The sequence below is a fragment of the Streptomyces sp. NBC_00210 genome, assembly GCF_045160975.1.
Taxonomy (GTDB): Bacteria; Actinomycetota; Actinomycetes; order Streptomycetales; family Streptomycetaceae; genus Streptomyces.
On record NZ_CP108120.1, the window covers coordinates 2,155,784 to 2,177,879 of the forward strand.

The following is a 22,096-nucleotide window of genomic DNA, read 5'->3' on the forward strand; positions in this document are numbered from 1 at the left end:
ACCCTCATGTCCCTCACCTTCACCAGACGCCGCGCCGCCGCTGCTGCACTGGCAGCATCACTCCTCTTCCCGCTCACGGCATGCGGCAACGACGACATGAAGGACACCGGCAGCGCGAAGGCCACCGAGTCCGCCACCGGCGCTCCCAAGGCCAACTTGACGGTGCTGGCAGCCGCTTCACTGACCGACGTGTTCAAGACTGCCGGTGCCGCGTACGAGAAGAAGAACCCGGGCACGAAGATCACGTTCTCCTTCGCCGGGTCGCAGGAGCTGGTCGCCCAGGTGAAGCAGGGTGCCCCGGCCGACGCCCTGGTCACCGCCGACACCAAGAGCATGGGCAGCGTGAAGGCGGACACGAGCACGCCGACCGTCATCGCCAAGAACCGCCTCGTCATCGCCACCGTCGAGGGCAACCCGCACAAGGTCCACGCACTCCAGGACCTCGCCGACACCAAGCTGAAGGTCGTCCTCGCCGCCCCCGAGGTGCCGGCCGGCAAGTACAGCAAGAAGATCCTCGACGCCCAGAAGATCACCGTGAAGCCCGTCTCGCAGGAGCCGAACGTCCGGGCCGTGCTGAGCAAGGTCGAGCTCGGCGAGGCCGACGCGGGTCTCGTCTACAAGACGGACGCCGAAACGGCCCCCGACAAGGTCGACGCGGTCGAGATCCCCGACACGCAGAACGCCATCGCCGAATACCCGGCCGCCGCGCTGAAGCAGTCCAAGAACGCCGAGGCCGCCGCCGCGTTCGTCGCGTGGCTGTCCACGCCCGAGGCACAGAAGATCCTCCAGGACGCGGGCTTCCAGAAGCCGTAGTCCAGACGACTGCCGCGGGGGGGCCGTCCCTTCCGGAGGAATGGACAGCCCCCTTCCCTCATCCATCACCCCGAGTCCCAGGGATCCCCGATGAAACGAATCCGCAGTCGCGCACCGGGCCCCCGCACGCCGATCACCCTGGCGATCCCTGCACTGCTGGCCGTCGCGTTCCTGTTGCTGCCGCTGATCGGGATCCTCGTACGGACTCAGTGGGGCGAACTCGCGGGCCATCTCACGACTCCGGGGACCATCGAGGCGCTGCGGCTCTCGCTGCTGGTCTCGTGCTGGGCTCTCGGGCTGTCTCTGGTCCTGGGCGTACCGCTGGCGTGGCTGCTGGCACGTGTGCCGTTCCCCGGCAAGACGTTCGTGCGCTCCCTCGTGCTGCTGCCGATGGTGCTGCCGCCCACCGTCGGCGGTGTGGCCCTGCTGCTGGCCTTCGGCCGCCGCGGACTGCTCGGTCCATGGCTGGAGGACACGTTCGGCATCACCCTGCCGTTCCACACCTCGGGAGCGGTCCTCGCCGCAACGTTCGTCGCCATGCCGTTCCTCATCATCAGTCTGGAGGGGGCCCTCGGCGGACTCCGGCCCCGTTACGAGGAGACCGCCGCCTCACTCGGCGCCTCACCGGTACGAGTGTTCTTCACCGTCACGATGCCCATGGTCGCCCCCGGCCTCATCGCCGGTGCCGCCCTCACCTGGGCGCGTGCCCTTGGCGAGTTCGGCGCCACCATCACCTTCGCCGGCAACCTCCCCGGCACCACCCAGACGCTGCCCCTGCAGGTGTATCTGCTGCTCCAGGAAGAGCCGGAGGCAGCGACATCGGTCTCCCTGCTGCTGCTCGCCATCGCGATGCTGGTGCTTGTCGCGCTGCGCGGCCGCTGGACCGGTACGCCCGCCGTCCGCTCGCACGAAACCAGGCCCCCGGTGGACGAAGCCGAACCAGGTGTGGCCCCGGCCCCCGAGCCCGCCGACGCACAGCGCGCAGCGCCGCAGGAGTTCTGGTCCCTGCACGCCCACGTCACCGGCTTCAACAGGCTCACCCTGGACGCCGAACCCGGCACCACCATCGCCGTCGTCGGCCCCAACGGCGCCGGCAAGACCACCCTGCTGCGCGCACTCCTCGGCCTCACCCCACGCGCCCACGCCGAACTCCGGCTCGGCGACCACGATGTCACCGCACTTCCCCCGCACCGCAGGGGCGTGGCCTGGGTCCCGCAGGACGGCGCCCTCTTCCCTCACATGAGCGCCCTCGCCAACACCGCGTACGGGCTTCGCGCCCGCGGCGTCCCGCGAGCCGAGGCCCGCCGCAGCGCCCGGGAGTGGCTGGACCGGCTCGGCGTCGGCCATCTCGCCCAGCGCAAACCGGCTCAGGTCTCCGGCGGTCAGGCCCAGCGTGTCGCGCTCGCCCGTGCGCTGGCCGCACGCCCCAGGCTCCTCCTGCTCGACGAGCCGCTTGCCGCACTCGACCAGACCACCCGCGCCCAGGTCCGGCACACCCTCCGCCGTCATCTCGACGGCTTCGGCGGCGTATGCCTGATCGTCACTCACGACCCCGTTGAGGCCGTCGCGCTCGCCGACCGGGTCCTCGTCCTCGACGACGGACGTGCGCTGCAGGACGCCCCGCCCACCGACGTCACCCGCCACCCCCGCTCCCCCTGGGTCGCCCGCATGCTCGGTCGCAACGCCTGGCCCGGCACCGCCACCGCCGAAGGCATCCAACTCACCGGCGGTGGCAGGCTTCTCGTCGCCGACCCGCTCCCGGCCGGCACCGACGCCCTCGCGATCATCGCCCCGGAAGCCGTCGCCGTACACCGTGACAAGCCCACCGGCAGCCCTCGCAACGTGTGGCCCGGCACCGTACGGGAGATCACCACCAGCGGAAGCCGGCTTCGTGTCCTGATCACGTCGGAGCAGGCTCCGGACCTCGTCGCCGAGATCACCCCGCAGGCCGTCGCCGAACTCGGCCTCGCCGACGGAACGCCCGTCTGGACCAGCGTCAAAGCGACCGAAGCAACCGTGGTGGCCCTCTGAGCCGATCCCGTCACGAGCGAACCGGGCGGACGCTGACCAGGGTGCCCCGGCGGGAACCGGAGCCCACTCCTGCTCGACCGACGCGGATCAGTAGACGTCGCGGACATACCGCTTGTCGGCGGCGAGCTGCTTGACGTACAGAGCCGCTCCGTCCTGGTCGAGACCGCCGTGGGTGACGGCGATGTCGCGCAGCGCCCGGTCGACGTCCTTGGCCATCCGCGAGGCATCTCCGCAGACGTAGAAGTGTGCGCCGTCCTGGAGCCAGGACCAGAGCTGGGGACCGTGTTCGCGCATCCGCTCCTGGACGTAGATCTTGGCGCGCTGATCGCGGGAGAAGGCGGTGTCGAGGCGGGTGAGGGTGCCGTCGGCGAGGAAGGCGGTCAGCTCGTCCTCGTAATAGAAGTCGGTGGCGCGGTGCTGTTCGCCGAAGAAGAGCCAGTTGGGGGCGCGGTGGCCGCGGGCTCGGCGTTCCTCGAGGAAGCCGATGAAGGGTGCCACTCCGGTCCCCGGGCCGACCATCACCATCGGTGTGCCGGGGTCCGCCGGAGGCCGGAAGTGCGGGGAGCGCTGCACGAAGACCGGCACGGGGGTGTCAGGCGCGGCATCGGCCAGGAAGGGTGAGCACACGCCCTTGCGGGGGCGACCGTTGAGGTTCTCGTAGCGGACCACAGACACCGTGAGCGAGACCTGGTGGGGGTCGGCGAGTGGGCTGGAGGATATGGAGTACAGGCGGGGCTGGAGGCGCTTGAGGACGCCGGCCCACTCCCGCGGGGTGGCGCGCACGGGGTGCTCGGCGATGGCATCGACGGCTTGACGGCCCCAGGACCACCGGGCGAGCTCGCCCTTGTTGTCGGGGCGCAGCAGCTTCTTCAGCTCGCGGTCGCCGGTGCGTTCGGTGATGAAACCCATCAGGGCCGGGGTGAGTCTGGTGATGTCCAGGTGGTGGTGCAGGGCGTCGGTGAGGGGGATCTCGCCGATGCCTGTGACGTCGACAGCGGCGGCGGGGTCGAGACCGGTGACGGCCAGCCATTCCGTCACGAGATCGGGGCAGTTGACGGGATGCACGCCAAGAGCGTCACCGGCCGCGTAGACAAGCGGAGTCTCGATTTCCCGGGTGTCGAAGGTGAACCGGCGGACCTCCTTGCCCGCGCCGGGGAGGCTGAGGAGCCGGTTGCCGGTGAGCCGGGCGGCGGCGGGAGACGGCTTGGCGCTGGTGACCGGTGCGGCAGCGGGGGCAGGGGCCGAGCCAGTCGTCGGCTGTGCGGTGAGGTTGCTGAGGACGTGGTCGAGCCATGCCTGGGCAGAGGGCTCGTAGTCCGGTTCACAGTCGGTGCGCGGGGCCAGGCGTACGGCCCCCAGCTCGTCCAGACGCTGGTCCAAGCGACGTCCATGGCCGCAGAAGTCGTCGTACGAGGAGTCCCCGAAGGCCAGGACCGCGTACCGCCTGCCGTCCATGCGCGGGATGTCGGCAGCTGTCAGGGCGTCCCAGAACCCGGATCCGTTGTCGGGTGCGTCGCCATCACCGAAAGTGCTGGTGATCAGCAGCAGGTCGGCGGCGGCCGGGAGGGACCGGGGGTCCGCGTCGTTCATGCCGACGAGCGCAGCACGGTGCCCTGTTGCGGTGAGCCGGTCGGCGGCGGCCGCCGCGAACTCCTCGGCATTGCCCGTCTGCGAGGCCCACAGCACGACCACCTCACGGCCAAGGGAAGTGGCCTGCGTCGTCGCTTCCTCTGTGCTCTGCGGGGCACGCGAGTACATTCCGGCGAGCACGCCGTTCACCCACCGCGCGTGCTCCTCGCGAAACGGCGCACCGGGCGGGAGCACGGGAACACCGCGCGCGCCGGATTCAAGTCCGGCGAGGAAGCCGACCAGGTACTGGCATTCGTGTTCGGCGAGCACGGGCGGTGGCGTGCTCTCCAGCCCGAAGATCGAGGCCGCGCCGGGCTGGACGGCGGTCGGCACGATCGCGGCCGGCACCTCGGCGGGGACGGCAACGGGCGCCGGAGCCACGGCTACCGAAGTGGCGACCTTCGACAGCGTCACCGCGCACACCTTGAACTCGGGCTGGAAGGAGATCGGGTCCACGGCGTCGCTGGTCACCGCGTTGATACTCAGGTACTCCCCGAACAGGTCGTTCCAGTGGAACGGTGCGAAGCAGCAGCCCGGCCGCACCCGGTCCGTCACGACGGCCGGCAGCACGGCCCGGCCGCGCCGGGACGCCACCTCCACCGAGTCGCCCTCCCCGATCCCCAGCCTTTCAGCGTCCTCCGGATGGAGCTCGACAAACGGCGCCGGGTTGAGCTTGTTGAGCTTGGCGACCTTTCCGGTCTTGGTGAGGGTGTGCCACTGGTGCTGGAGTCGCCCGGTGTTGAGGACGAACGGGTAGTCGTCGTCGGGCATCTCCGCGGCCGGGATGTGCGGGCGGGCGAAGAACACGGCCCGTCCGCTCGCGGTGGGGAACACCGGGCCGGTGCCGTCCTCGCCCAGGTAGCGGATCGGGTTGCGGTCCGGGCCGTCGGTGGTCGCGGCGGGCCACTGCACGGGCGTGGTGCGCAGCCGTTCGTAGGTCACGCCCCGCAGGTCGTATCCGGTCTTCGGGTTCGCGGCGCGCTTGATCTCCTCGAAGATCTCCTCGGCGCTGCCGTAGGAGAAAGCATCGGCGTATCCCATCTCGCAGGCGATGCGCGCGATGATCTGCCAGTCCGCGAGGGCGTCCCCCGGCGGGTCCACAGCCGGCTGGGCGAGGGTGAGGTTGCGTTCGCTGTTGATCAGCACGCCCTCGGTCTCGGTCCACAGGGCACCCGGCAGCATGACGTCGGCGTAGGCGTTGGTCTCGGTGTCGGTGAACACGTCCTGAGTGATGACGAGTTCGGCCCGCTCCAACCCTTCGATGACGGTTCTGCGGTTGGCGACCGAGGCGACGGGATTGGTGCAGATGATCCAGCAGGCTCTGATCTGGCCGTCCGCCATCCGCCGGAACATCTCGACGGTGCCCTTGCCGGATCCGTCCTGGCGTACGGTGCCGGGCTCGAGGCCCCACAACTCCTCCACGAAGGCGCGGTCCTCATCCACCAGCACCGAACGCTGACCGGGCAACCCAGGGCCCATGTAACCCATCTCGCGGCCGCCCATGGCGTTGGGCTGACCGGTGAGGGAGAACGGGCCGCTGCCCGGGCGGCATATCGCGCCGGTGGCCAGGTGCAGATTGATCAGGGCGTTGGTGTTCCAGGTGCCATGGGTGGACTGGTTGAGCCCCATGGTCCAGCAGCTCATCCACTCCCCCGCCGCGCCGATCCACTGCGCCGCCCGTCGGATGTCCGCCTCCGGTATGCCGGTGGTCTCGGCCACTGTGGCGGGCGGATAGTCGGCGAGGAACTCCGGCATCGCCTGCCAGCCCTCGGTGCGCTCCGCGATGAACCCGGCGTCGGTGTGCCCGTTCTCCACGAGCAGGTGCAGCAGGCCGTTGAGCAGAGCCAGGTCGGTCCCCGGCTTGATCTGCAGGAAGAGGTCGGCCTTGTCGGCGGTGGCGCTGCGCCGCGGGTCGACGACGATGAGTTTGGCCCCCGCCTTCACCCGTTCCATCATCCGTAGAAAGAGGATCGGGTGGCAGTCGGCCATGTTGGAGCCGATGACGAAGAAGACATCCGCGTGTTCGAAGTCCTGGTAGGAACCGGGCGGGCCGTCGGCGCCGAGGGAGAGCTTGTAGCCGGTGCCCGCGCTCGCCATGCACAGCCGGGAGTTGGACTCGATCTGGTTGGTACGGATGAAGCCCTTGGCGAGCTTGTTCGCCAGGTACTGGGCCTCCAGGCTCATCTGCCCGGACACGTAGAACGCGAAGGCGTCCGGCCCATGCTCGTCGATGATGGTCCGCAGTCGCCGTGCCGTGCTGGTGATCGCCTCGTCCACTCCGGCGGGTACGGGCTCAGCCCCGCGCTCGGGACGCATGAGTGCCGTGGTCAGCCGGCCGGGGGCAGCGAGCATGTCCGCCGTTGTCGCGCCCTTGGTGCACAGCCGGCCGAAGTTGGCCGGGTGTGCCTTGTCGCCCGACGCCTTGAGGACCTTGCGGCGGCCGTCGGGGCCGGACGCGATGTCGAGGACCATGCCGCAGCCCACACCGCAGTATGAGCAGACCGTCCGAACCTGGGCGCTACCGGTCCGCGACTCCTGTGTGGTCACCGGATGGCCTCTCTGTGGATCGGATCGTGCCCCCGACGGTACGAAATGCCCGTTACGCCGATGTGACCTCGGCCGATCATGGGTGGTAACGCCCGTCACACACGCGCTGGACCAGCACTGTGAGATCGAGCGGAGGCAAGGGATGGATGGATGAGCGTCGTAGTCGTGCAACGCGTGCCCGGCGAGGCCCCCTATGCGATCGCCACGGCGCTGGAATCGGCAGGGCTACACCTGGAGCGCCCCGGCGAGGGCTCGCAGAGTGAGGCCCGTTCCGACGAGGACCACGAGCGCCGCGGTCAGCACCGGGGAATGCCGGGCGGCCCAGGTGATACGGGTCAGGCGGCCGGCGGCCAAGGCGGAGTCCAGCCGGTCGCGGAGCCGGACGAGCAGGATTCCGGCAGCGGTGAGGGTGGCGGCCATGCCCAGGCCGTAGCCGAGAACGAGCAGGATCCCGAAGGTGGTGCGGCCGAGGGCGATGGCGCCCAGCAGGACGACGAGGGCGGAAGGGCTGGGGACAAGCCCGCCGGCGATGCCCATGCCGACAAGCCCTCGCCGTGTGATGCCCTCCCCCCAGGTGTGCGGGTGCGTGTGGCCGTGCGCATGCGGGGCGGCTCCGTGACTGTGCCTGTGTCCGTGCCGGTGTGGGGTGGGGATCGTGGGGCCGACGGGTTCGGGCGGGGACAGCAGCGTGACCGTGGCGCGGTGGGGCGACGCCGTCGTGCGAACCGACGATGACGGAGGCGGGTGGTGATCACCGCTGTGAGGGCTGTGGGGCTGCCCCGCGGCCGGGTCCGGGTCCGGGTCCGGGTCGCCGTCGGATCGCACCCTGAGCGCCCAGGGCAAGCGCCTTGTCGGCCCAGGTCAGCGCCTCGCGGTCGCGTCCCGCGCGGTGGTTCGGCACGGCGGTGGGCGGGATGGACATGTTCAGCCGGAGTTCCTCGGCCGGCACGATCCGGTTGAGCCGGGCGTCGGCATTGAGCCGGTGGGCGTTGAGGTCCGCGACGATGGGGCCGCACGCCGCGCAGATGCCGGTGAGGTAGATCTCGAACAGATCATTGCGCGGCGTCGCCGGGGCCGGGATCCCGTAGATCTGCTGGGCAGATACGGCTCGATGACAGACTCGGGGGAGGGCCCAGGTCACAGGACCGCTCGATCGGGCATCTGGAGTGCACTGGTTCGGGGAGTCCGCCGCACTGGCCGCCGATTCGCTCCCGATCGCCGTCGTCGCCGGGCCGTGTCCGCTGCCCGGCTGGCTGAGCAAGCCCTCGAAGCGGGACTCACCGCCGGTCGCGGGCGCTGACGGCCGGGCGGCTACCCGGCCGCCTGGGGTTCGCCCGACTCGGCGGACGGCAGTACGAGGGTGTCGTCACGGGCCATACTCCGGCAGACCGAGTCGAAGAGGCCGGGGAACCGGGCTTCGAGATCGTCCAGCCGCAGGGAGATGAACCTCCAGGTGCCGTCCACCCGGGTGTGGGTGAGCCCGGATTCCCGGAGCACTTTGAAGTGGTGGGAGAGCGTCGACTTCGCCAGCTGGGAGTTGAGCTTGCTGCAATTGCGCTCCTGACCATTGGCCAGGTCCCAGACGATCCGCAGTCGCGCGGGATCGCTGAGCGCGTGGAAGACGGCGGGGAGTTGGATGTCCTCGCGGGCGGGATGGCTGAGTGAGCGCACCGAAGCTCCGTGGTTCGCTTGTTTGAAATCCTTGAAACCATGATTGCCGTACAGCCCGGTCACGGCGCCCGGGAGAGCCGACGGGTACGGGGGCGCCACCGGCCTGGCCGCCGTGCCGTACCGGCCGGGGCCGGCGGTCAGGAGCCGGACGGGGCGAGTGCGTGGAGGGCGGCCATCGCACCGGGCAGGCCATGGTCTAACTCCGGGGAGGGGATGAGGGCGACGATCGTCGTGTCGATGCCGGCGGCCACGAAACGGTCCAGGTGCTCACGGCACTCCTGCGGGTTGCCGTGCACGAACAGTTCGTCCACCAGCGTGTCCGGCAGCAGCAGTTGGGCACGGTGCCTGTCACCGGCCAGCCACGCCTCACGCATGGGCTTGAGCAGTTCCGCACGCCCCAGCCACTCGTGGAACGCCCAGTAGGTGCGGGCCATGAGCATCGGTGTCAGCACCTGTCGGCCGATCATGCGGCCGAGTTCACGGTCGGGCGTGGGACAGACGAAGAAGCGTCCGATCAGCTCCTGGTGCGTGGCGTCGGTACGGAACTCCCGTACCACTCGCGGCACGTCCTCCACCGTCAGCACGTTGGTGATCGCCCCCTCGCTCTCCCGGGCGGCGAGCCGGAGCATGCCGGGACGGAGCGCGCCGAGCATGACCCTCGGCGCCTCGGCCGGAAGCGCGGAGAGCTGGAAGCGCTTGATGTCGAAGGTGTCGAAGGACCCCTGGACCACCTCCCCCCGGAACGCCGTGCGCAGAAACCGGGCGGTGTCCCGCACCCGCCGGTACGGATCGCGGAACGGGATGCCGTTGATGTCTTCCACGAACGGCGGTCCCGAGGCGCCGATCCCGAGGACCACTCCCCCTTGCGTCGCTTCACCGAGGGTGGCGGCGGTCATGGCCAGGGTGGCGGGTCCCCGGGTCTGGGCGGGCACCACGGAGGTGCCGAGCCGCAGGGACGGAGACCACGCGGCGGCCAGCGCGAGCGGGGTGAAGGCGTCCGGCCCGGCCGACTCGGCGGTCCAGACGTCGGTATAGCCCCAGTCGGGCGCCCTTTCCAGAATCGTGCGGTGGTCCCGCAGGGGTACGCCGTGTAACGGGATCGAGAATCCCGCGCGATGCGTCATGGGTGTCTCCAGACGGTCCGCTGCCGCGAGCTGCGGCAGCGGTCCCCGATACTAGGCATGGTTCAGTAGTTCCACAACCTACGAACTAGCCAGTTGGCCGAGGGTTTGACGGACGATCACCTCGATCGGACCGGGCAGCCGGTCCCAGTTGCGCTCTTCGTCGAGGTCCAGCACCCGCAAGAGCTTCCAGCCCAAGTACTGCCCCAGCACGCCAGCGGGGGAAGCCCGACCGAGTTCGCACTGGAATCGCCGGCGCAGTTCTGGTCGCCGCCCGGGGCAGGCGGTGTAAGGGATGTCATGAAACCTCCCGCAGTGGTCGGACAGGAACAGCCACAGGACGGGAAGAGCGCCGGAAAGTTCGACGTCGCCACAGTGGCCTGCATCACATTCCCGGATCTGCGGTACGCCGAGAGGAGGAACCGCGGACACGTGCGGCCGCCGCCGTCCCGCTCCTGCTGCCGGTCAGATCGGCGTCGGAATCGACGTCCAGCACCACCAGACCCTGTCCACCGCCAACGTCGGGATCGCGGGTGACGTCGAGGACGTGCATGCCCTCCACGCCGAACAACTCATCGGTCCGAGCGCACCACAACGCGCCAGGACCACACGTGGTGACGCGCGCGAGGCCTTCTCTTGATTCAGTTGCCTGGTCGCTGCTGATCTTGGAAGGCCTCGCTCCGTCTCGCCCTCGCGCCACGCCGTGGCCCCGGACAACGCGAGACGGCTCACCCAGGCTCATCTACGAGAGCCAAAAATTTTCGGACGGCGATGTCGAGAATCCGTGACTGGCTCCGTCCCCGCAATGAACGCGACCAAAATAGGTCGCACCAGCACCGAGGAGAAACACGATGGCCAAGTACTTGCTGCTCAAGCACTACCGCGGCGCCCCGGCTTCGGTCAACGACGTGCCGATGGACCAGTGGACGCCGGAGGAGATCTCGGCGCACATGCAGTACATGAACGACTTCGCGGCCCGGCTCGAGGGAACCGGCGAGTTCGTCGACGGTCAGGCGCTCGCCCCCGAGGGGACGTTCGTCCGGTACGACGGCGAGGGTCGCCCGCCGGTCACCGACGGCCCCTTCGCCGAGACCAAGGACCTCATCGCCGGCTGGATGGTGATCGACGTCGACAGCTACGAGCGCGCCGTCGAGCTGGCCGGGGAACTGTCGGCCGCCCCTGGGGCGGGCGGGAAGCCGATCCACGAGTGGCTCGAGCTGCGCCCGTTCCTGACCGCGCCGCCCACCATCACGGAGTGACCTCCCAGGTGAACGAGGCCTTGCTCCGGAGTCTCACGCCGAGCGTGCTCGGGATCCTCGTCCGCCGCGGAGCCGACTTCGCGGCGGCCGAGGACGCCGTGCAGGACGCGCTGGTCGAAGCGGTCCGCGTCTGGCCGGCCGCCCCTTCCCCAAGCTCTTCGAGCAGGGGATACCCCGTGCGGGACCCGAAGGGCTGGCTGGTCACCGTGGCCTGGCGCAAGTTCCTCGACGCGACCCGGGCGGACGCCGCCCGCCGCCGGCGTGAGGACCTCGTCGACGAGGAGCCGGCGCCCGGGCCCGCACCCGCGGTGGACGACACGCTCCAGCTCTACTTCCTGTGCGCCCACCCGTCGCTGACGCCGTCGTCCGCGGTCGCGCTCACGCTGCGCGCCGTCGGCGGGCTGACCACCCGCCAGATCGCCCAGGCCTACCTGGTGCCCGAGGCGACCATGGCGCAGCGCATCAGCCGGGCCAAGCGCACCGTCTCCGGCGTGCGGTTCGACCAGCCCGGCGACGTCGCCACCGTGCTGCGCATCCTCTACCTGGTCTTCAACGAGGGCTACTCCGGCGACGTCGACCTCGCCGCCGAGGCCATCCGGCTCACCCGGCAGCTCGCGGCCCAGGTCGACCACCCCGAGGTGGCGGGGCTGCTCGCCCTCATGCTGCTCCACCACGCCCGGCGCGCCGCCCGGACCGCGCCCGACGGCAGCCTGGTGCCGCTCGCCGAGCAGGACCGCGGCCGGTGGGACACCGAGTCGATCGCCGAGGGCGTCGAGATCCTGCAGGCGGCCCTCGCCCGCGACCGGCTGGGCGAGTTCCAGGCCCAGGCCGCCATCGCGGCACTCCACGCTGACGCGCCCACCGCCGAGGAAACCGACTGGGTGCAGATCGTCGAGTGGTACGACGAACTCGCGCGCCTGACCGACAGCCCTGTCGTCCGGCTCAACCGCGCGGTGGCCGTCGGCGAGGCCGACGGACCGCGCGCCGGCCTGGCGGCGCTCGTGGCGCTGGACGACTCACTGCCCCGCCACACCGCGGTGGCGGCGTACCTCCACGAGCGCGACGGCGACCTGGCGACGGCGGCACGGCTGTACGCCGAGGCGGCCCAAAAGGCACCCAACCTCGCCGAGCGCGACCACCTGACCCGCCAGGCTGCCCGGCTCAACGCCCGCCGGCGTCGCTGACGGGTGTCTCAATTCTGCATGCCCTTACCTACGCAATGAACAGGCCACGTTCACCTGATCCTTCGAACCAAACGCCCAACGGAAGAATGAGCAGCGGTGCCGGAACCGGCGTACTGAAGGTCGAAGGGAACCAACCAACGAAGCCCTTCCACACCGGAGGTACCTCACCTGTGACCGCCACCAAGGCAGCCCCGACCCCGGTCGACCACCGCGGCGGGGACGATCCGCAGGGTTGGCAGTTCAACTCATCCCTCGTCCTGACCATGCTGCTGCTGTTGGTGGTTGTGGTGCAGGGGCCGGTCCGTCGGGTGTTGTCGGCGCCGGCGATGCAGAGCTGGATGACCGTGTTCGTAGCGGTGTTCGTTCAGGCCCTGCCCTTCCTTGTCCTCGGCGTGCTGCTGTCGGCGGTCATCGCGGTGTTCGTCCCACCATCGTTCTTCGCCCGCGCGCTGCCGAGAAAGCCCGCCCTCGCAGTGCCGGTCGCCGGGATGGCCGGGGCGGTCCTGCCCGGCTGCGAGTGCGCCTCCGTGCCGGTGGCCGGGGCACTTGTGCGCCGGGGCATCACCCCCGCGGCTGCGCTGGCGTTCCTGCTGTCCGCCCCGGCGATCAACCCGATCGTGCTGACCGCCACCGCCGTCGCGTTTCCCGGCAACCCGCAGATGGTCCTCGCCCGGTTCACGGCGAGTCTGCTCGTGGCGTGCGCGATGGGCTGGTTGTGGCAGCGGCTGGGCCGCAGCGACTGGCTGCGCCCACCGGACCATCCGTCGTTCGACGGCATCAGCAAGGGGGTGGCGTTCTGGGGATCCGTACGGCACGACGTGATGCACGCCGGTGGCTTCCTCGTCGTCGGCGCGATGGCCGCGGCCACGCTCAAGGCCGTCGTACCGGCCGGCTGGCTGAACACCGCGGCCAATAGCCCTGTGGTGTCGGTCCTCGCCCTGGCGTTCCTGGCGGTGGTGTTGTCGATCTGCTCTGAGGCCGACGCGTTCGTGGCCGCCTCCTTGTCCCAGTTCTCGCTCACCGCCCGGCTGGCATTCCTCGTCGTCGGACCGATGATCGACCTGAAACTGTTCGCCATGCAGGCCGCCACGTTCGGCCGCGGGTTCGCGCTGCGGTTCGCCCCCACCACCTTCACCTTGGCCGTCCTCATATCGGCCCTGGTCGGGGCGGTCCTACTGTGAACCGGCAGGCGCAAGCAGCCGTGCTGTTCCTCGTCGGCGGGGCGGTGCTGCACGCCGGCTTCACCGACCTCTATCTGCGCTACGTCAAGGCCGGGTTGCGCCCGTTGCTGATCGTGGCCGGCATCGTGATGATCGCCGCCGCCATTGCCACCGTCTGGTACGAACTGCGGCGGCCGCGAGCGACCCAGGAGCGCCAGCCAGAGCGTGCCCACGACGACCAGCGCGGCCACGCCCACCGCGAACCACGAATCTCCTGGCTCCTGGTCCTGCCCCTGTTCGCTCTCATCCTGGTCGCCCCGCCCGCTCTGGGCTCCTACAGCGCCATGCGCACCGGCACGGGCCTGCAAAAGCCCTGGGGCTTCCCCGCCCTCCCCGTCGGCGACCCCCTCCGGCTCAGCGTCGTCGACTACGCCGGTCGAGCGGTCTACGACCACGGACGCTCACTCGACGATCGGCAGATCAAAATCACAGGCTTCATCACCCTCGACCGCAGCGGCGCGCCCTACCTCACCCGCATGGTTCTCAACTGCTGCGCTGCCGACGCCCAACCCGTCAAGATCGGCCTGTCGGGACAGATTCCCCCCGTCCTTCAGCCCGACGCGTGGCTCGAAGTCACCGGCACCTACACCAGCAAGCAGGCCAAAGACCCCGTCAACGACGGCGTCATCCCGTTCATCAGCATCAGCCAGGCCAGACCGGTCCCAGCCCCACACAACCGATACGAAGACTGAAGTAGTCAGGGACGCATATCCCATGCCAGGCGGGCCGAGCATGCCACGAGTGAAGCGGTGAACCCGTGCCGAGGCGCGGTGAGCACCTGCTGTGCCGGTCCCTGGTCGATGAGCTCACCGGCGTCCAGTACGGCGATGCTGGCGGCAGTCGCTGCGGTGTCGAGGTCGTGGGTGATCAGGACCAGGGCCAGTTCGGGTCGGTCTCGCAGCAGCCCGGCGAGCGTGTCGAGGAGGCCGCGCCGGGTGACCGTGTCGAGGCCGGAGGTGATCTCGTCGCAGATCAGCACCCGCGGCCGACTGGGAACACCCGGACGGCGAGCACATCCGCGTCGCCGTCTCGCGCGTACGCGCTTCGGGACCACCCGAGGAACGGCGCGGCATTCTGCTGGTGAACCCCGGCGGGCCCGGCGGGCTGGCAATGGCCTACGCCGTCACCAAACGGACCAAGCCGCCTGAGCGCGTGCGCCGCTCGCACGACGTGATCGGCGTCGACCCGCGCGGCACGGGACAGAGCGCGCCCCTGGACTGCGGGCCGATGGGCGGCCTCTTCGACAGCCCGGGACCCGAGCCCGTACCGTCCGGCCACACTGCGGAAGAGGCGTACCTCGACTCGTTGAGGCGCATGGCGGACGACTGTGGCGCCGGCGCCGGTGACGCGCTGGCGACCGCCCACAGCACCCGGCTCGGCAGCCCCGAGGTGCCCCCAGTACTGCTGATCGCCTCCGAACACGACCCCGTCACACCCGTCGCGGAAGCGGGGCAGCTCAGCCAGCGGCTGCGACGGGACCGTCCTGGTGAGGGCTGTGCACTGCGACAGCCCAGGTCTGGAGGGCGCCGAAGCGTTCTGGCGGAGCATGGCCAAGGAGGTCTTCGACGCCCGGACGACCGGTGAGCACGGTCCCGGTGTCGGCACGGTGCACTTCGAGATCCCGATGCCTTGGTGACGCAAGCGCCTCGCATTAGAAAGATGCACGGTATGAAGGCACCACCTGCCGACACCTGGGTGAAAGTTACGGGTACCTGGCACCCGCGCGGCGCTCTGGGCACCGCCTCCGCAGCCCTGGCACTCGACGTCGCAACCATCCCGAGAATCCCTGAGCCGCCCGTCCCGTACATTGACAGGGCCCCACCCGTCGACTGAAAGCTCGATACCGCCAGGCGACGGCCTTGCGTGCGGTGGACGACTCGTCGGCCTGCTCGCCAGCGCCGGGGGATCCATGAACCCCGTCCTCGCTGCCCTGCTCCACAACACCAGCAGCATCGCGGTCGTCTGCAACTCGGCCAGCTGGTCGACGACACCCCGCATCTGCCACGCGCGGCCGACGAAGGGCCGAGGGCGACTCCTCTGGAAGACCGCGGGTGCATTGACGCCCGCCCACACACGGGCAAGCGACCTGCGGCGGCCACCTTCCGCGAGATCTGAGCCGTGGCCGGACACGCCCAAATCCACGTGCGAGCCGATGGGCTGCTGGCCGTGACTCCGCCGAGTCACGGCCAGCAGCAGCCGCCAATCCGCCGCCAGGGCGGGACAATCACCAGGACGACTTGGTGACTCCGGGGAGGAATCCGGCGTGGGCCTGCTCGCGCATACGGACGCGGGACAGCCCGAACTGCCGCAGGTGCCCCCGGGGCCGACCGTCCACGCTGTCCCGGTTGCGAACCCGGGTCGCGCTGGCGTCACGCGGCTGGCGCCGAAGCTCCGCCAGAGCAGCAGCCCGCTCCGGCTCCGGGGTGCCCGGGCGGCGGATGATCTCCTTCAACTCGGCCCGACGGACGGCGTACCGCTCGACGATTGCCTTGCGCTTCTCGTTCTTCGCGATCTTGCTCTGCTTGGCCATCAGACCTTCACCCCGCGGGCGCGGATACGGGCCACGGCCGCCTCGACACCGATGCTGTCGATCGTCTTGATCGCCTTGGCGCTGAGCGTCAGGCGTACATGCCTGCCCTCGCTCGGCAACCAGTACCGCTTGCGTTGGATGTTGGGGTCGAAGCGCCGGGACGTACGCCGGTGCGAGTGGGAGATGTTGTTGCCGAAGCCCGGCTGGGCGCCGGTCAGTTGGCAGTGGGCGGACAAGGTGTTACCTGCCTCTCTTCAGACGGCTTCCTTTTGGAAATGGAAACCATTGTCATATACTAGCGCCCATGGCTCGCACCGAAGTACGCCCGATCATCAAGCTCCGCTCCACCGCCGGGACCGGCTACACCTACGTCACCCGCAAGAACCGGCGGAACGATCCCGACCGCATGGTCCTGGGCAAGTTCGACCCGATCGCCCGCAGGCACGTCGACTTCCGCGAAGAGCGCTGACCCCATCACCCCTGCCCTGAAGGACCACACCATGAAGCCCGGAATCCACCCTCCGTACGGCCCCGTTGTCTTCCGCGACAAGGCCGCCGGCTCCGCCTTCCTCACCCGTTCGACCGCCACCAGCGACAAGACGATCGAGTGGGAGGACGGCAACACCTATCCCGTCATCGACGTCGAGATCTCGAACGTGAGCCACCCCTTCTACACAGGCACCGCCCGCGTCCTGGACGCCGCCGGCCGCGTCGAGCGATTCGAGCGCCGCTACGGCCGGCGCGAGGCGAACTGATGCAGAACCAGCCCCGGCTGCCCGTCGTGATCGTCGTCGGGCTCCACTCCGACGCCCGCAAGGAGGTGGTGGACCGTCTCCTGCGAACCGTCCCCGGCAGTGTCGCCCTCCACCATGACCTGGCCTCAGCGGCCGAAGGCACCCTGCGGCGCCTGGTGCGCGATTCCTCGCGCCGGCTGTCCTACGGCGATGCCCCGCTCGTCAACGACTGCGCCTGCTGCGCGCTGCGCGAAGACCTGGTCCCCGAGCTGGAGCGCTTGGCCGCCGGCGGTCTGGCCCGGCTCGCGATCGTCGAACTGTGGGACTCCGTCGAACCCAAGGCGATGGCGGAGGTCGTGGTCGCGCACGGCGGAGACGCCCTCGATCTCACCAATGTGATGACCGCCGTCGACCCCGCGCTCGTGCTGCCCTACCTCGCCAACGGCGACGACCTGGCCGAAGTCGGTCTCGCCGCTGCCGCCACCGATCAGCGCACGGTCGGCGACACCTGGGCCCGGCAGCTGGAGTACGCACCCGTGCTCGCTCTCGTCAACAGCGAAGAAGCCGACGACGAGGACCGCGCACTCCTCGCCCAGCTCCACCCGACCGCACGCCGGGTGCCCGCCGGATCAGGCGAACTCGCCCAACTGGCCTTCGCCGGCTTCGACGTGGAAGCGGCGGCCGCCGCCCAGCACCCGGCCTGCGCCCTGCTGCCCCAAGAGGCAGACGAAGCCGGGGTCGCCACCCTCGTCTGGCACCGCCGCCGCCCCTTCCACCCCGAACGCCTCTACCAGGCACTGGAAGACCTCTGCTGCGCCGCCGCCCGCAGCCGCGGCCGGTTCTGGCTCGCCGACCGCCCCGACACCCTGCTCGCCTGGGATGCCGCCGGCGGCGCACTGTGCGTGGAGAACGCCGGGCCCTGGCTGGCCTCCCTGCCGGACGCCGCCTGGGAAATGGTGCCTCCCATGCGCCGAGCCGCTGCCGCACTGGACTGGCACCCCGAGCACGGCGACTGCTGCCAGCACCTCGTCTTCACCTCCCCCGGCCTCGACCGCGACGGCCTGGCACAGCTGCTCGAGTCCTGCCTGCTCACCGACGACGAGTACGCCGCCGGTCCCGAGGCGTGGAAGCACCTGCCGCCCGCGTTCGACTCCCTCCTCGACCCCGTTCCGTAACCCCGGCATCAGACACCCATCCGAAATCAGACCGACGAAGGAACACTCATGCCCCGCCGCCACGACCCCCGCAAGCCGCTCAAATCCCGCCCCAACCCCCTGGACGCGGCCGGGATCACGTACATCGACTACAAGGACACCGACCTGCTGCGGAAGTTCATCTCCGACCGCGGGAAGATCCGCAGCCGGCGCGTCACTCGCGTCACCGCCCAGCAGCAGCGGCAGATAGCTGCAGCGATCAAGAACGCCCGGGAGATGGCACTTCTGCCGTTCGCTGCCCGCGTCGGCGCGCCGTAAGCCGACGATGCTGCACGGCAGGGCGGTCTTGCCACAGCGGAACGCAGCTCTTGTTAGAGGTCGTCGGCGTCATCCTTGAACTCGCCGTCGCTTCCGATCAGTCGAACGCTCGCCGTCTCGTCCGCCGGAATGCCCTCGGACAGCAGACGAGCTGCGTCGCCGCCCGGAGGGTGGCAGGGCGGAGAACGGCAAGGGGCGGGAGGGGCCATGGGCATGGGCGTCCATGGCAGCGACCAGTCACGTTTCCGTAATGCCGGACCTCGGGAGTCGGGCCATCCATCCTGCGTGAGCTACAGGATCAGCGTGGTGACGACCCCTCAGAACGTGCGTCAAATGTGCATCACTTGCGTCGAATATGCGTCAAGATATCGCCCGTAACGCCCACAGTGCACATAACGCACACCGCCTAAAACGGCAGGTCAGGAGCCCTTTGCAGCAGGCTCAAGGATCGCGACGCACTCCACATGATGCGTCATCGGAAACAGGTCGAACGCCCGCAGCGTCCTCGGCTTGTAGCCCGCGTCCGCGAAGTACGCCAAGTCCCGCGCCAGCGCCGCCGGGTCGCACGCCACGTACGCGATGCGCCGCGCGCCCAGGCCCGCCAGGTGCTTCACCGTCTGCTTGCCCGCCCCCGCGCGCGGCGGGTCGAGCACGATCAGATCCACCTCGGTGATCCCGGTGCGCGGCAGGAGTTGGTCGACCTTGCCCTGTTCGATGCGTACGCGCTCGAAGTCCTGGAGGTTGTGGCGGGCGTCCTCGACGGCGCGCTTGCCCGACTCGATGCCGAGCACCGCGCCCTTCTCCCCCACGCGGTCGGCGATCGCGCCCGCGAACAGGCCCACGCCGCAGTACAGATCGAGCGCCATGTCGCCCTTGCGCGGCAACAGGCCCTGCATGACCGCCTTCACAAGGATGTCGGCGGCCTGCGGGTGGACCTGCCAGAAGCCGCCCATGCCCACGCGGTACGTCCGGTCGTCGGCGCGCTCCCGTACGAAGGCGCGGCCGTGCACCCGGTGCACTCCGCCGTCGCGCTCCTCCACGCGCAGCACCGAGACCGGCTTGTCCAGTTCCACCAGCGGCAGTCGGCCGCCCGGGCGCGGGGTGAGGATGACCTGGCGGTCGCTGGATCCGGTCGCCGCGATCGCCTCGACCGAGGCCATCTGCGGCCAGTCCTGCTTCTCGATGCCGAGTTCGGTGACCCCCGGGGCAGCGATCATGCAGTGGTCGATCGGCTGGACGTCGTGCGAGCGGTGCTTGCGCAGCCCCACGCGGCCGTCCGCGTCCACGGCGTACTGCACACGCGTGCGCCACGCGGGCACCTCGCCCGCGGGCAGCTTGTCCCCCGGCGCCGGCATCACGGTGCCGTCCCAGCCGGCCTCTTCGGGCGTGAGGCCCGCGAGCCGCTGCAGTTGTTCGGCGATCACCTCGCCCTTGAAGCGGCGCTGTGCGCCCGGCTTGGCGTGCTGCCAGTCGCAGCCGCCGCACTTGCCCGGGCCGGAGTACGGGCAGGGAGCCTCGACCCGGTCCTTGGACGCCTCGATGATCCGTACGGCGTCGGCGCGCAGGAAGCGCGAGTCCTCTTCGCCCTCGGTGATGCGGGCGACGACCTTCTCGCCGGGCAGCGTGTGCCGTACGAACAGCACCCGTCCCTCCTCGGTGCGGGCGATGCAGTGGCCGCCGTGCGCGACGGGGCCGACCTCGACCTCGTACTCCTCCCCGACCAGCGACGACTCGGATGCGTTCTGCATGACGGGGTGACTCCAGGGATGAGAGAGGGGGCCGCCGTCCGTCTGCGGACGACAGCCCCCCAGTCTACGTGGGTGCGCGGACCCCTCAGCTCTTGCCGCTGGGCTCCTTGGGGCGCTGGTCCACGGGCCCCCGGCGCACCGAACCCGGAGCGTTCCACTCCTGGCGCTTGCGCGCCCGCTTCTTCGCCGCCTCGGAGGACACCAGCTGGTACGGCACCGACGTCACCATCACGCCGGGTGTGAACAGCAGCCGCCCCTTGAGCCGCAGCGCGCTCTGGTTGTGCAGCAGATGCTCGTACCAGTGCCCCACCACGTACTCGGGGATGATGACGCTGACCACGTCCCGCGGGCTCTCGCGCCGCAGCCCCTTGACGTAGTCGATGACCGGCCGCGTGATCTCTCGGTACGGGGAGTCGAGGATCTTCAGCGGCACATTGATGCCGCGCCGCTCCCACTCCTCCTTGAGCGCCTTCGTCTCGGCCGTGTCGACGCTGATGCTGACGGCTTCGAGCTTGTCGGAGCGCATCAGCTTGGCGTACGCGAGGGCGCGCAGCGTCGGCTTGTGAATCTTGGAGACCAGAACGATGGAGTGCACGCGCGAGGGGCGCACATAGTCGTCGGGGCGCTCCTCCTCAGCGGCGATCTCGTCAGACACCCGGTCGTAGTGCCTGCGGATCGCGGTCATCGTCCCGTAGAAGATCACCATGCCGAGCAGCGCCACCCAGGCACCGTGCATGAACTTGGTGGCGAGCACGACGACCAGTACCAGGCCGGTGAAGAAGGCGCCGAAGGTGTTGATCGCCCGGGAGCGGATCATGTGACGGCGCTTGGCCGGGTCCCTCTCCGTCTTCAGATGACGGTTCCAGTGCCGGACCATGCCGGTCTGGCTGAGGGTGAACGAGACGAACACGCCGACGATGTAGAGCTGGATGAGCTTGGTCGAGTCGGCCCCGTAGAGCCAGACCAGCAGGATGGCCGCTCCGGCCAGCAGCACGATGCCGTTGGAGAAGGCGAGCCGGTCGCCGCGGGTGTGCAGCTGGCGGGGCAGATAGCGGTCCTGCGCAAGGATCGAGCCGAGCAACGGGAAGCCGTTGTACGCGGTGTTGGCGGCCAGGAACAGGACCAGCGCGGTGGCCGCGGCGAGCAGTACGAAGAAGAACGTGTCGTTGCCGAAGACGGCGGCCGCGACCTGGGAGATCACGGGATTCTGGACGTAGCCGCTGCCAACCGGGGTGCCGTTCTGGAGCAGGTCTTGCGCGGGCTGCTCGGCCATCTTCACATCGGTGGCCATGGCCAGGCCGATGATGCCGCAGAACATGGTGACGGCCAGACCGCCCATGAGGGCCAGTGTGGAGGCCGCGTTCTTGCTCTTCGGCTTGCGGAAGGCGGGGACGCCGTTGCTGATCGCCTCGACGCCGGTGAGCGCGGCACAACCGGAGGAGAAGGCCCGCAGCAGCAGGAATACCAGGGCGAAGCCGGCCAGCCCCTGGTGCTCGGCCTTGATCTCGAAGTCGGCGGTCGGGGCCTTCATGGTCTCGTCGAGGACGAACCCCCTGAACGCGCCCCAGGCAATCATGATGAAGACGCCCGCGACGAAGACATAGGTCGGGATGGCGAAGAGCTTGCCCGACTCCTTCACGCCGCGCAGGTTCATCAGCGTCAGCAGGATGATGATCGCGACGGCGCAGAAGACCTTGTGCTCCACGACGAAGGGGATCGCGGAGCCGAGGTTCTCGACTCCGGAGGCGATCGACACGGCCACCGTGAGCACGTAGTCGACGAGCAGGGCGCTGGCGACGGTCAGACCGGCCTTGGGGCCGAGGTTGGTGGTGGCGACCTCGTAGTCACCGCCGCCGCTCGGGTAGGCGTGGACGTTCTGCCGGTAGGAGGCCACCACCGTGAACATCAGCACCACGACGGCGACCGCGATCCACGGGCTGTAGTGATAGGCCGACACACCCGCGATGGAGAGCACCAGGAGGACTTCGCCCGGTGCGTACGCCACGGAGGACAGCGGGTCGGAAGCGAAGACGGGGAGTGCGATGCGCTTGGGGAGGAGCGTTTCTCCCAGCTTGTCGCTGCGCAGGGCGCGCCCGATGAGAATCCGTTTGGGCACGTCGGTCAGTTTGGACACAAC

The 22,096-nt window shown here is 69.7% G+C and carries 22 protein-coding genes and 1 pseudogene; 11 read left to right on the forward strand and 12 right to left on the reverse strand.

Features of this window, described 5'->3' with window-relative positions; translation table 11 throughout:
• Positions 1–6: 6 nt before the first annotated feature.
• Positions 7–813: a molybdate ABC transporter substrate-binding protein gene (gene modA, locus OG729_RS09670; protein ID WP_405805550.1), complete on the forward strand. Its 807-nt coding sequence runs from the start codon at positions 7–9 to the stop codon at positions 811–813.
• Between the two features lie 90 nt (positions 814–903).
• The gene (locus OG729_RS09675; protein WP_405805551.1) at positions 904–2,844 is read left to right on the forward strand and encodes an ABC transporter permease; all 1,941 of its coding nucleotides are present in this window, start codon (positions 904–906) and stop codon (positions 2,842–2,844) included.
• Positions 2,845–2,931: 87 nt separating this feature from the next.
• Here the strand turns inward: OG729_RS09675 and OG729_RS09680 are convergent, their stop codons facing one another.
• The 7 genes and pseudogenes from OG729_RS09680 to OG729_RS09710 form a co-directional block, all read right to left on the reverse strand.
• Positions 2,932–6,945 carry a molybdopterin-dependent oxidoreductase gene (locus OG729_RS09680; protein WP_405805552.1) on the reverse strand — a complete coding sequence of 1,338 codons (4,014 nt, stop codon included), beginning with the start codon at positions 6,943–6,945 and terminating at the stop codon, positions 2,932–2,934.
• Positions 6,946–7,245: 300 nt separating this feature from the next.
• On the reverse strand, positions 7,246–7,557 hold the full coding sequence (locus OG729_RS09685; protein WP_405805553.1) for a hypothetical protein: 312 nt from the start codon (positions 7,555–7,557) through the stop codon (positions 7,246–7,248).
• Between the two features lie 355 nt (positions 7,558–7,912).
• Positions 7,913–8,116, reverse strand: a pseudogene (locus OG729_RS09690) (DUF4331 family protein); the annotation flags it as partial.
• Positions 8,117–8,331: 215 nt separating this feature from the next.
• Positions 8,332–8,691, reverse strand: a complete 360-nt coding sequence (locus OG729_RS09695; RefSeq protein WP_405805555.1) for an ArsR/SmtB family transcription factor — start codon at positions 8,689–8,691, stop codon at positions 8,332–8,334.
• Positions 8,692–8,828: 137 nt separating this feature from the next.
• Positions 8,829–9,815 (reverse strand): LLM class F420-dependent oxidoreductase, encoded by a 987-nt coding sequence (locus OG729_RS09700; RefSeq protein WP_405805556.1) that lies wholly within the window; start codon positions 9,813–9,815, stop codon positions 8,829–8,831.
• 78 nt (positions 9,816–9,893) lie between these two features.
• On the reverse strand, positions 9,894–10,025 hold the full coding sequence (locus OG729_RS09705) for a hypothetical protein (RefSeq protein ID WP_405805557.1): 132 nt from the start codon (positions 10,023–10,025) through the stop codon (positions 9,894–9,896).
• Positions 10,026–10,197: 172 nt separating this feature from the next.
• Positions 10,198–10,374 carry a hypothetical protein gene (locus OG729_RS09710; protein ID WP_405805558.1) on the reverse strand — a complete coding sequence of 59 codons (177 nt, stop codon included), beginning with the start codon at positions 10,372–10,374 and terminating at the stop codon, positions 10,198–10,200.
• A gap of 289 nt (positions 10,375–10,663) precedes the next feature.
• Between OG729_RS09710 and OG729_RS09715 the strand changes: the two genes are divergently transcribed.
• From OG729_RS09715 to OG729_RS09730, 4 genes are all read left to right on the forward strand, one after another.
• Entirely contained in the window at positions 10,664–11,071 is a 408-nt protein-coding gene (locus tag OG729_RS09715; protein WP_405805560.1) for a YciI family protein, read from the forward strand.
• Between the two features lie 8 nt (positions 11,072–11,079).
• Positions 11,080–12,255 carry an RNA polymerase sigma factor gene (locus OG729_RS09720; RefSeq protein WP_405811094.1) on the forward strand — a complete coding sequence of 392 codons (1,176 nt, stop codon included), beginning with the start codon at positions 11,080–11,082 and terminating at the stop codon, positions 12,253–12,255.
• A gap of 170 nt (positions 12,256–12,425) precedes the next feature.
• A complete protein-coding gene (locus OG729_RS09725; RefSeq protein ID WP_405805562.1) occupies positions 12,426–13,436 on the forward strand; it encodes a permease in 1,011 nt (336 codons plus the stop codon).
• Positions 13,433–14,167 (forward strand): TIGR03943 family putative permease subunit, encoded by a 735-nt coding sequence (locus OG729_RS09730; protein ID WP_405805563.1) that lies wholly within the window; start codon positions 13,433–13,435, stop codon positions 14,165–14,167. Before OG729_RS09725 ends, OG729_RS09730 begins: the two co-directional genes overlap by 4 nt.
• A gap of 5 nt (positions 14,168–14,172) precedes the next feature.
• On the opposite strand, the gene OG729_RS09735 is transcribed toward OG729_RS09730, so the two are convergent.
• Complete coding sequence (locus OG729_RS09735; RefSeq protein ID WP_405805564.1) at positions 14,173–14,454, reverse strand: hypothetical protein; 282 nt, start codon at positions 14,452–14,454, stop codon at positions 14,173–14,175.
• Positions 14,455–14,555: 101 nt separating this feature from the next.
• On the opposite strand from OG729_RS09735, the gene OG729_RS09740 reads away from it, so the two are divergent.
• Positions 14,556–15,059, forward strand: a complete 504-nt coding sequence (locus OG729_RS09740; protein WP_405805565.1) for a hypothetical protein — start codon at positions 14,556–14,558, stop codon at positions 15,057–15,059.
• Positions 15,060–15,699: 640 nt separating this feature from the next.
• Here the strand turns inward: OG729_RS09740 and rpsN are convergent.
• The gene (gene rpsN / locus OG729_RS09745; RefSeq protein ID WP_405805567.1) at positions 15,700–16,005 is read right to left on the reverse strand and encodes a 30S ribosomal protein S14; all 306 of its coding nucleotides are present in this window, start codon (positions 16,003–16,005) and stop codon (positions 15,700–15,702) included.
• On the reverse strand, positions 16,005–16,241 hold the full coding sequence (gene rpmB / locus OG729_RS09750) for a 50S ribosomal protein L28 (protein WP_345511970.1): 237 nt from the start codon (positions 16,239–16,241) through the stop codon (positions 16,005–16,007). Before rpmB ends, rpsN begins: the two co-directional genes overlap by 1 nt.
• A 68-nt stretch (positions 16,242–16,309) precedes the next feature.
• Here rpmB and rpmG point away from each other — a divergent pair, with 68 nt between their 5' ends.
• The 4 genes from rpmG to rpsR are packed head-to-tail and all read left to right on the forward strand — an operon-like array spanning position 16,310 to position 18,211.
• Entirely contained in the window at positions 16,310–16,474 is a 165-nt protein-coding gene (rpmG, locus tag OG729_RS09755) for a 50S ribosomal protein L33 (protein ID WP_405805569.1), read from the forward strand.
• A 31-nt stretch (positions 16,475–16,505) separates the two neighbouring features.
• Entirely contained in the window at positions 16,506–16,760 is a 255-nt protein-coding gene (locus tag OG729_RS09760) for a type B 50S ribosomal protein L31 (protein WP_360870238.1), read from the forward strand.
• Complete coding sequence (locus tag OG729_RS09765) at positions 16,760–17,914, forward strand: CobW family GTP-binding protein (RefSeq protein WP_405805571.1); 1,155 nt, start codon at positions 16,760–16,762, stop codon at positions 17,912–17,914. The genes OG729_RS09760 and OG729_RS09765 overlap by 1 nt, the downstream gene beginning before the upstream one ends.
• Positions 17,915–17,962: 48 nt before the next feature.
• On the forward strand, positions 17,963–18,211 hold the full coding sequence (gene rpsR / locus OG729_RS09770) for a 30S ribosomal protein S18 (protein ID WP_405805572.1): 249 nt from the start codon (positions 17,963–17,965) through the stop codon (positions 18,209–18,211).
• Between the two features lie 419 nt (positions 18,212–18,630).
• Here the strand turns inward: rpsR and OG729_RS09775 are convergent, their stop codons facing one another.
• Both OG729_RS09775 and OG729_RS09780 read right to left on the reverse strand, forming a co-directional pair.
• A complete protein-coding gene (locus tag OG729_RS09775) occupies positions 18,631–19,959 on the reverse strand; it encodes a class I SAM-dependent RNA methyltransferase (RefSeq protein WP_405805573.1) in 1,329 nt (442 codons plus the stop codon).
• An 85-nt stretch (positions 19,960–20,044) separates the two neighbouring features.
• Positions 20,045–22,093, reverse strand: a complete 2,049-nt coding sequence (locus OG729_RS09780; RefSeq protein ID WP_360870226.1) for an APC family permease — start codon at positions 22,091–22,093, stop codon at positions 20,045–20,047.
• Positions 22,094–22,096 lie beyond the last annotated feature (3 nt).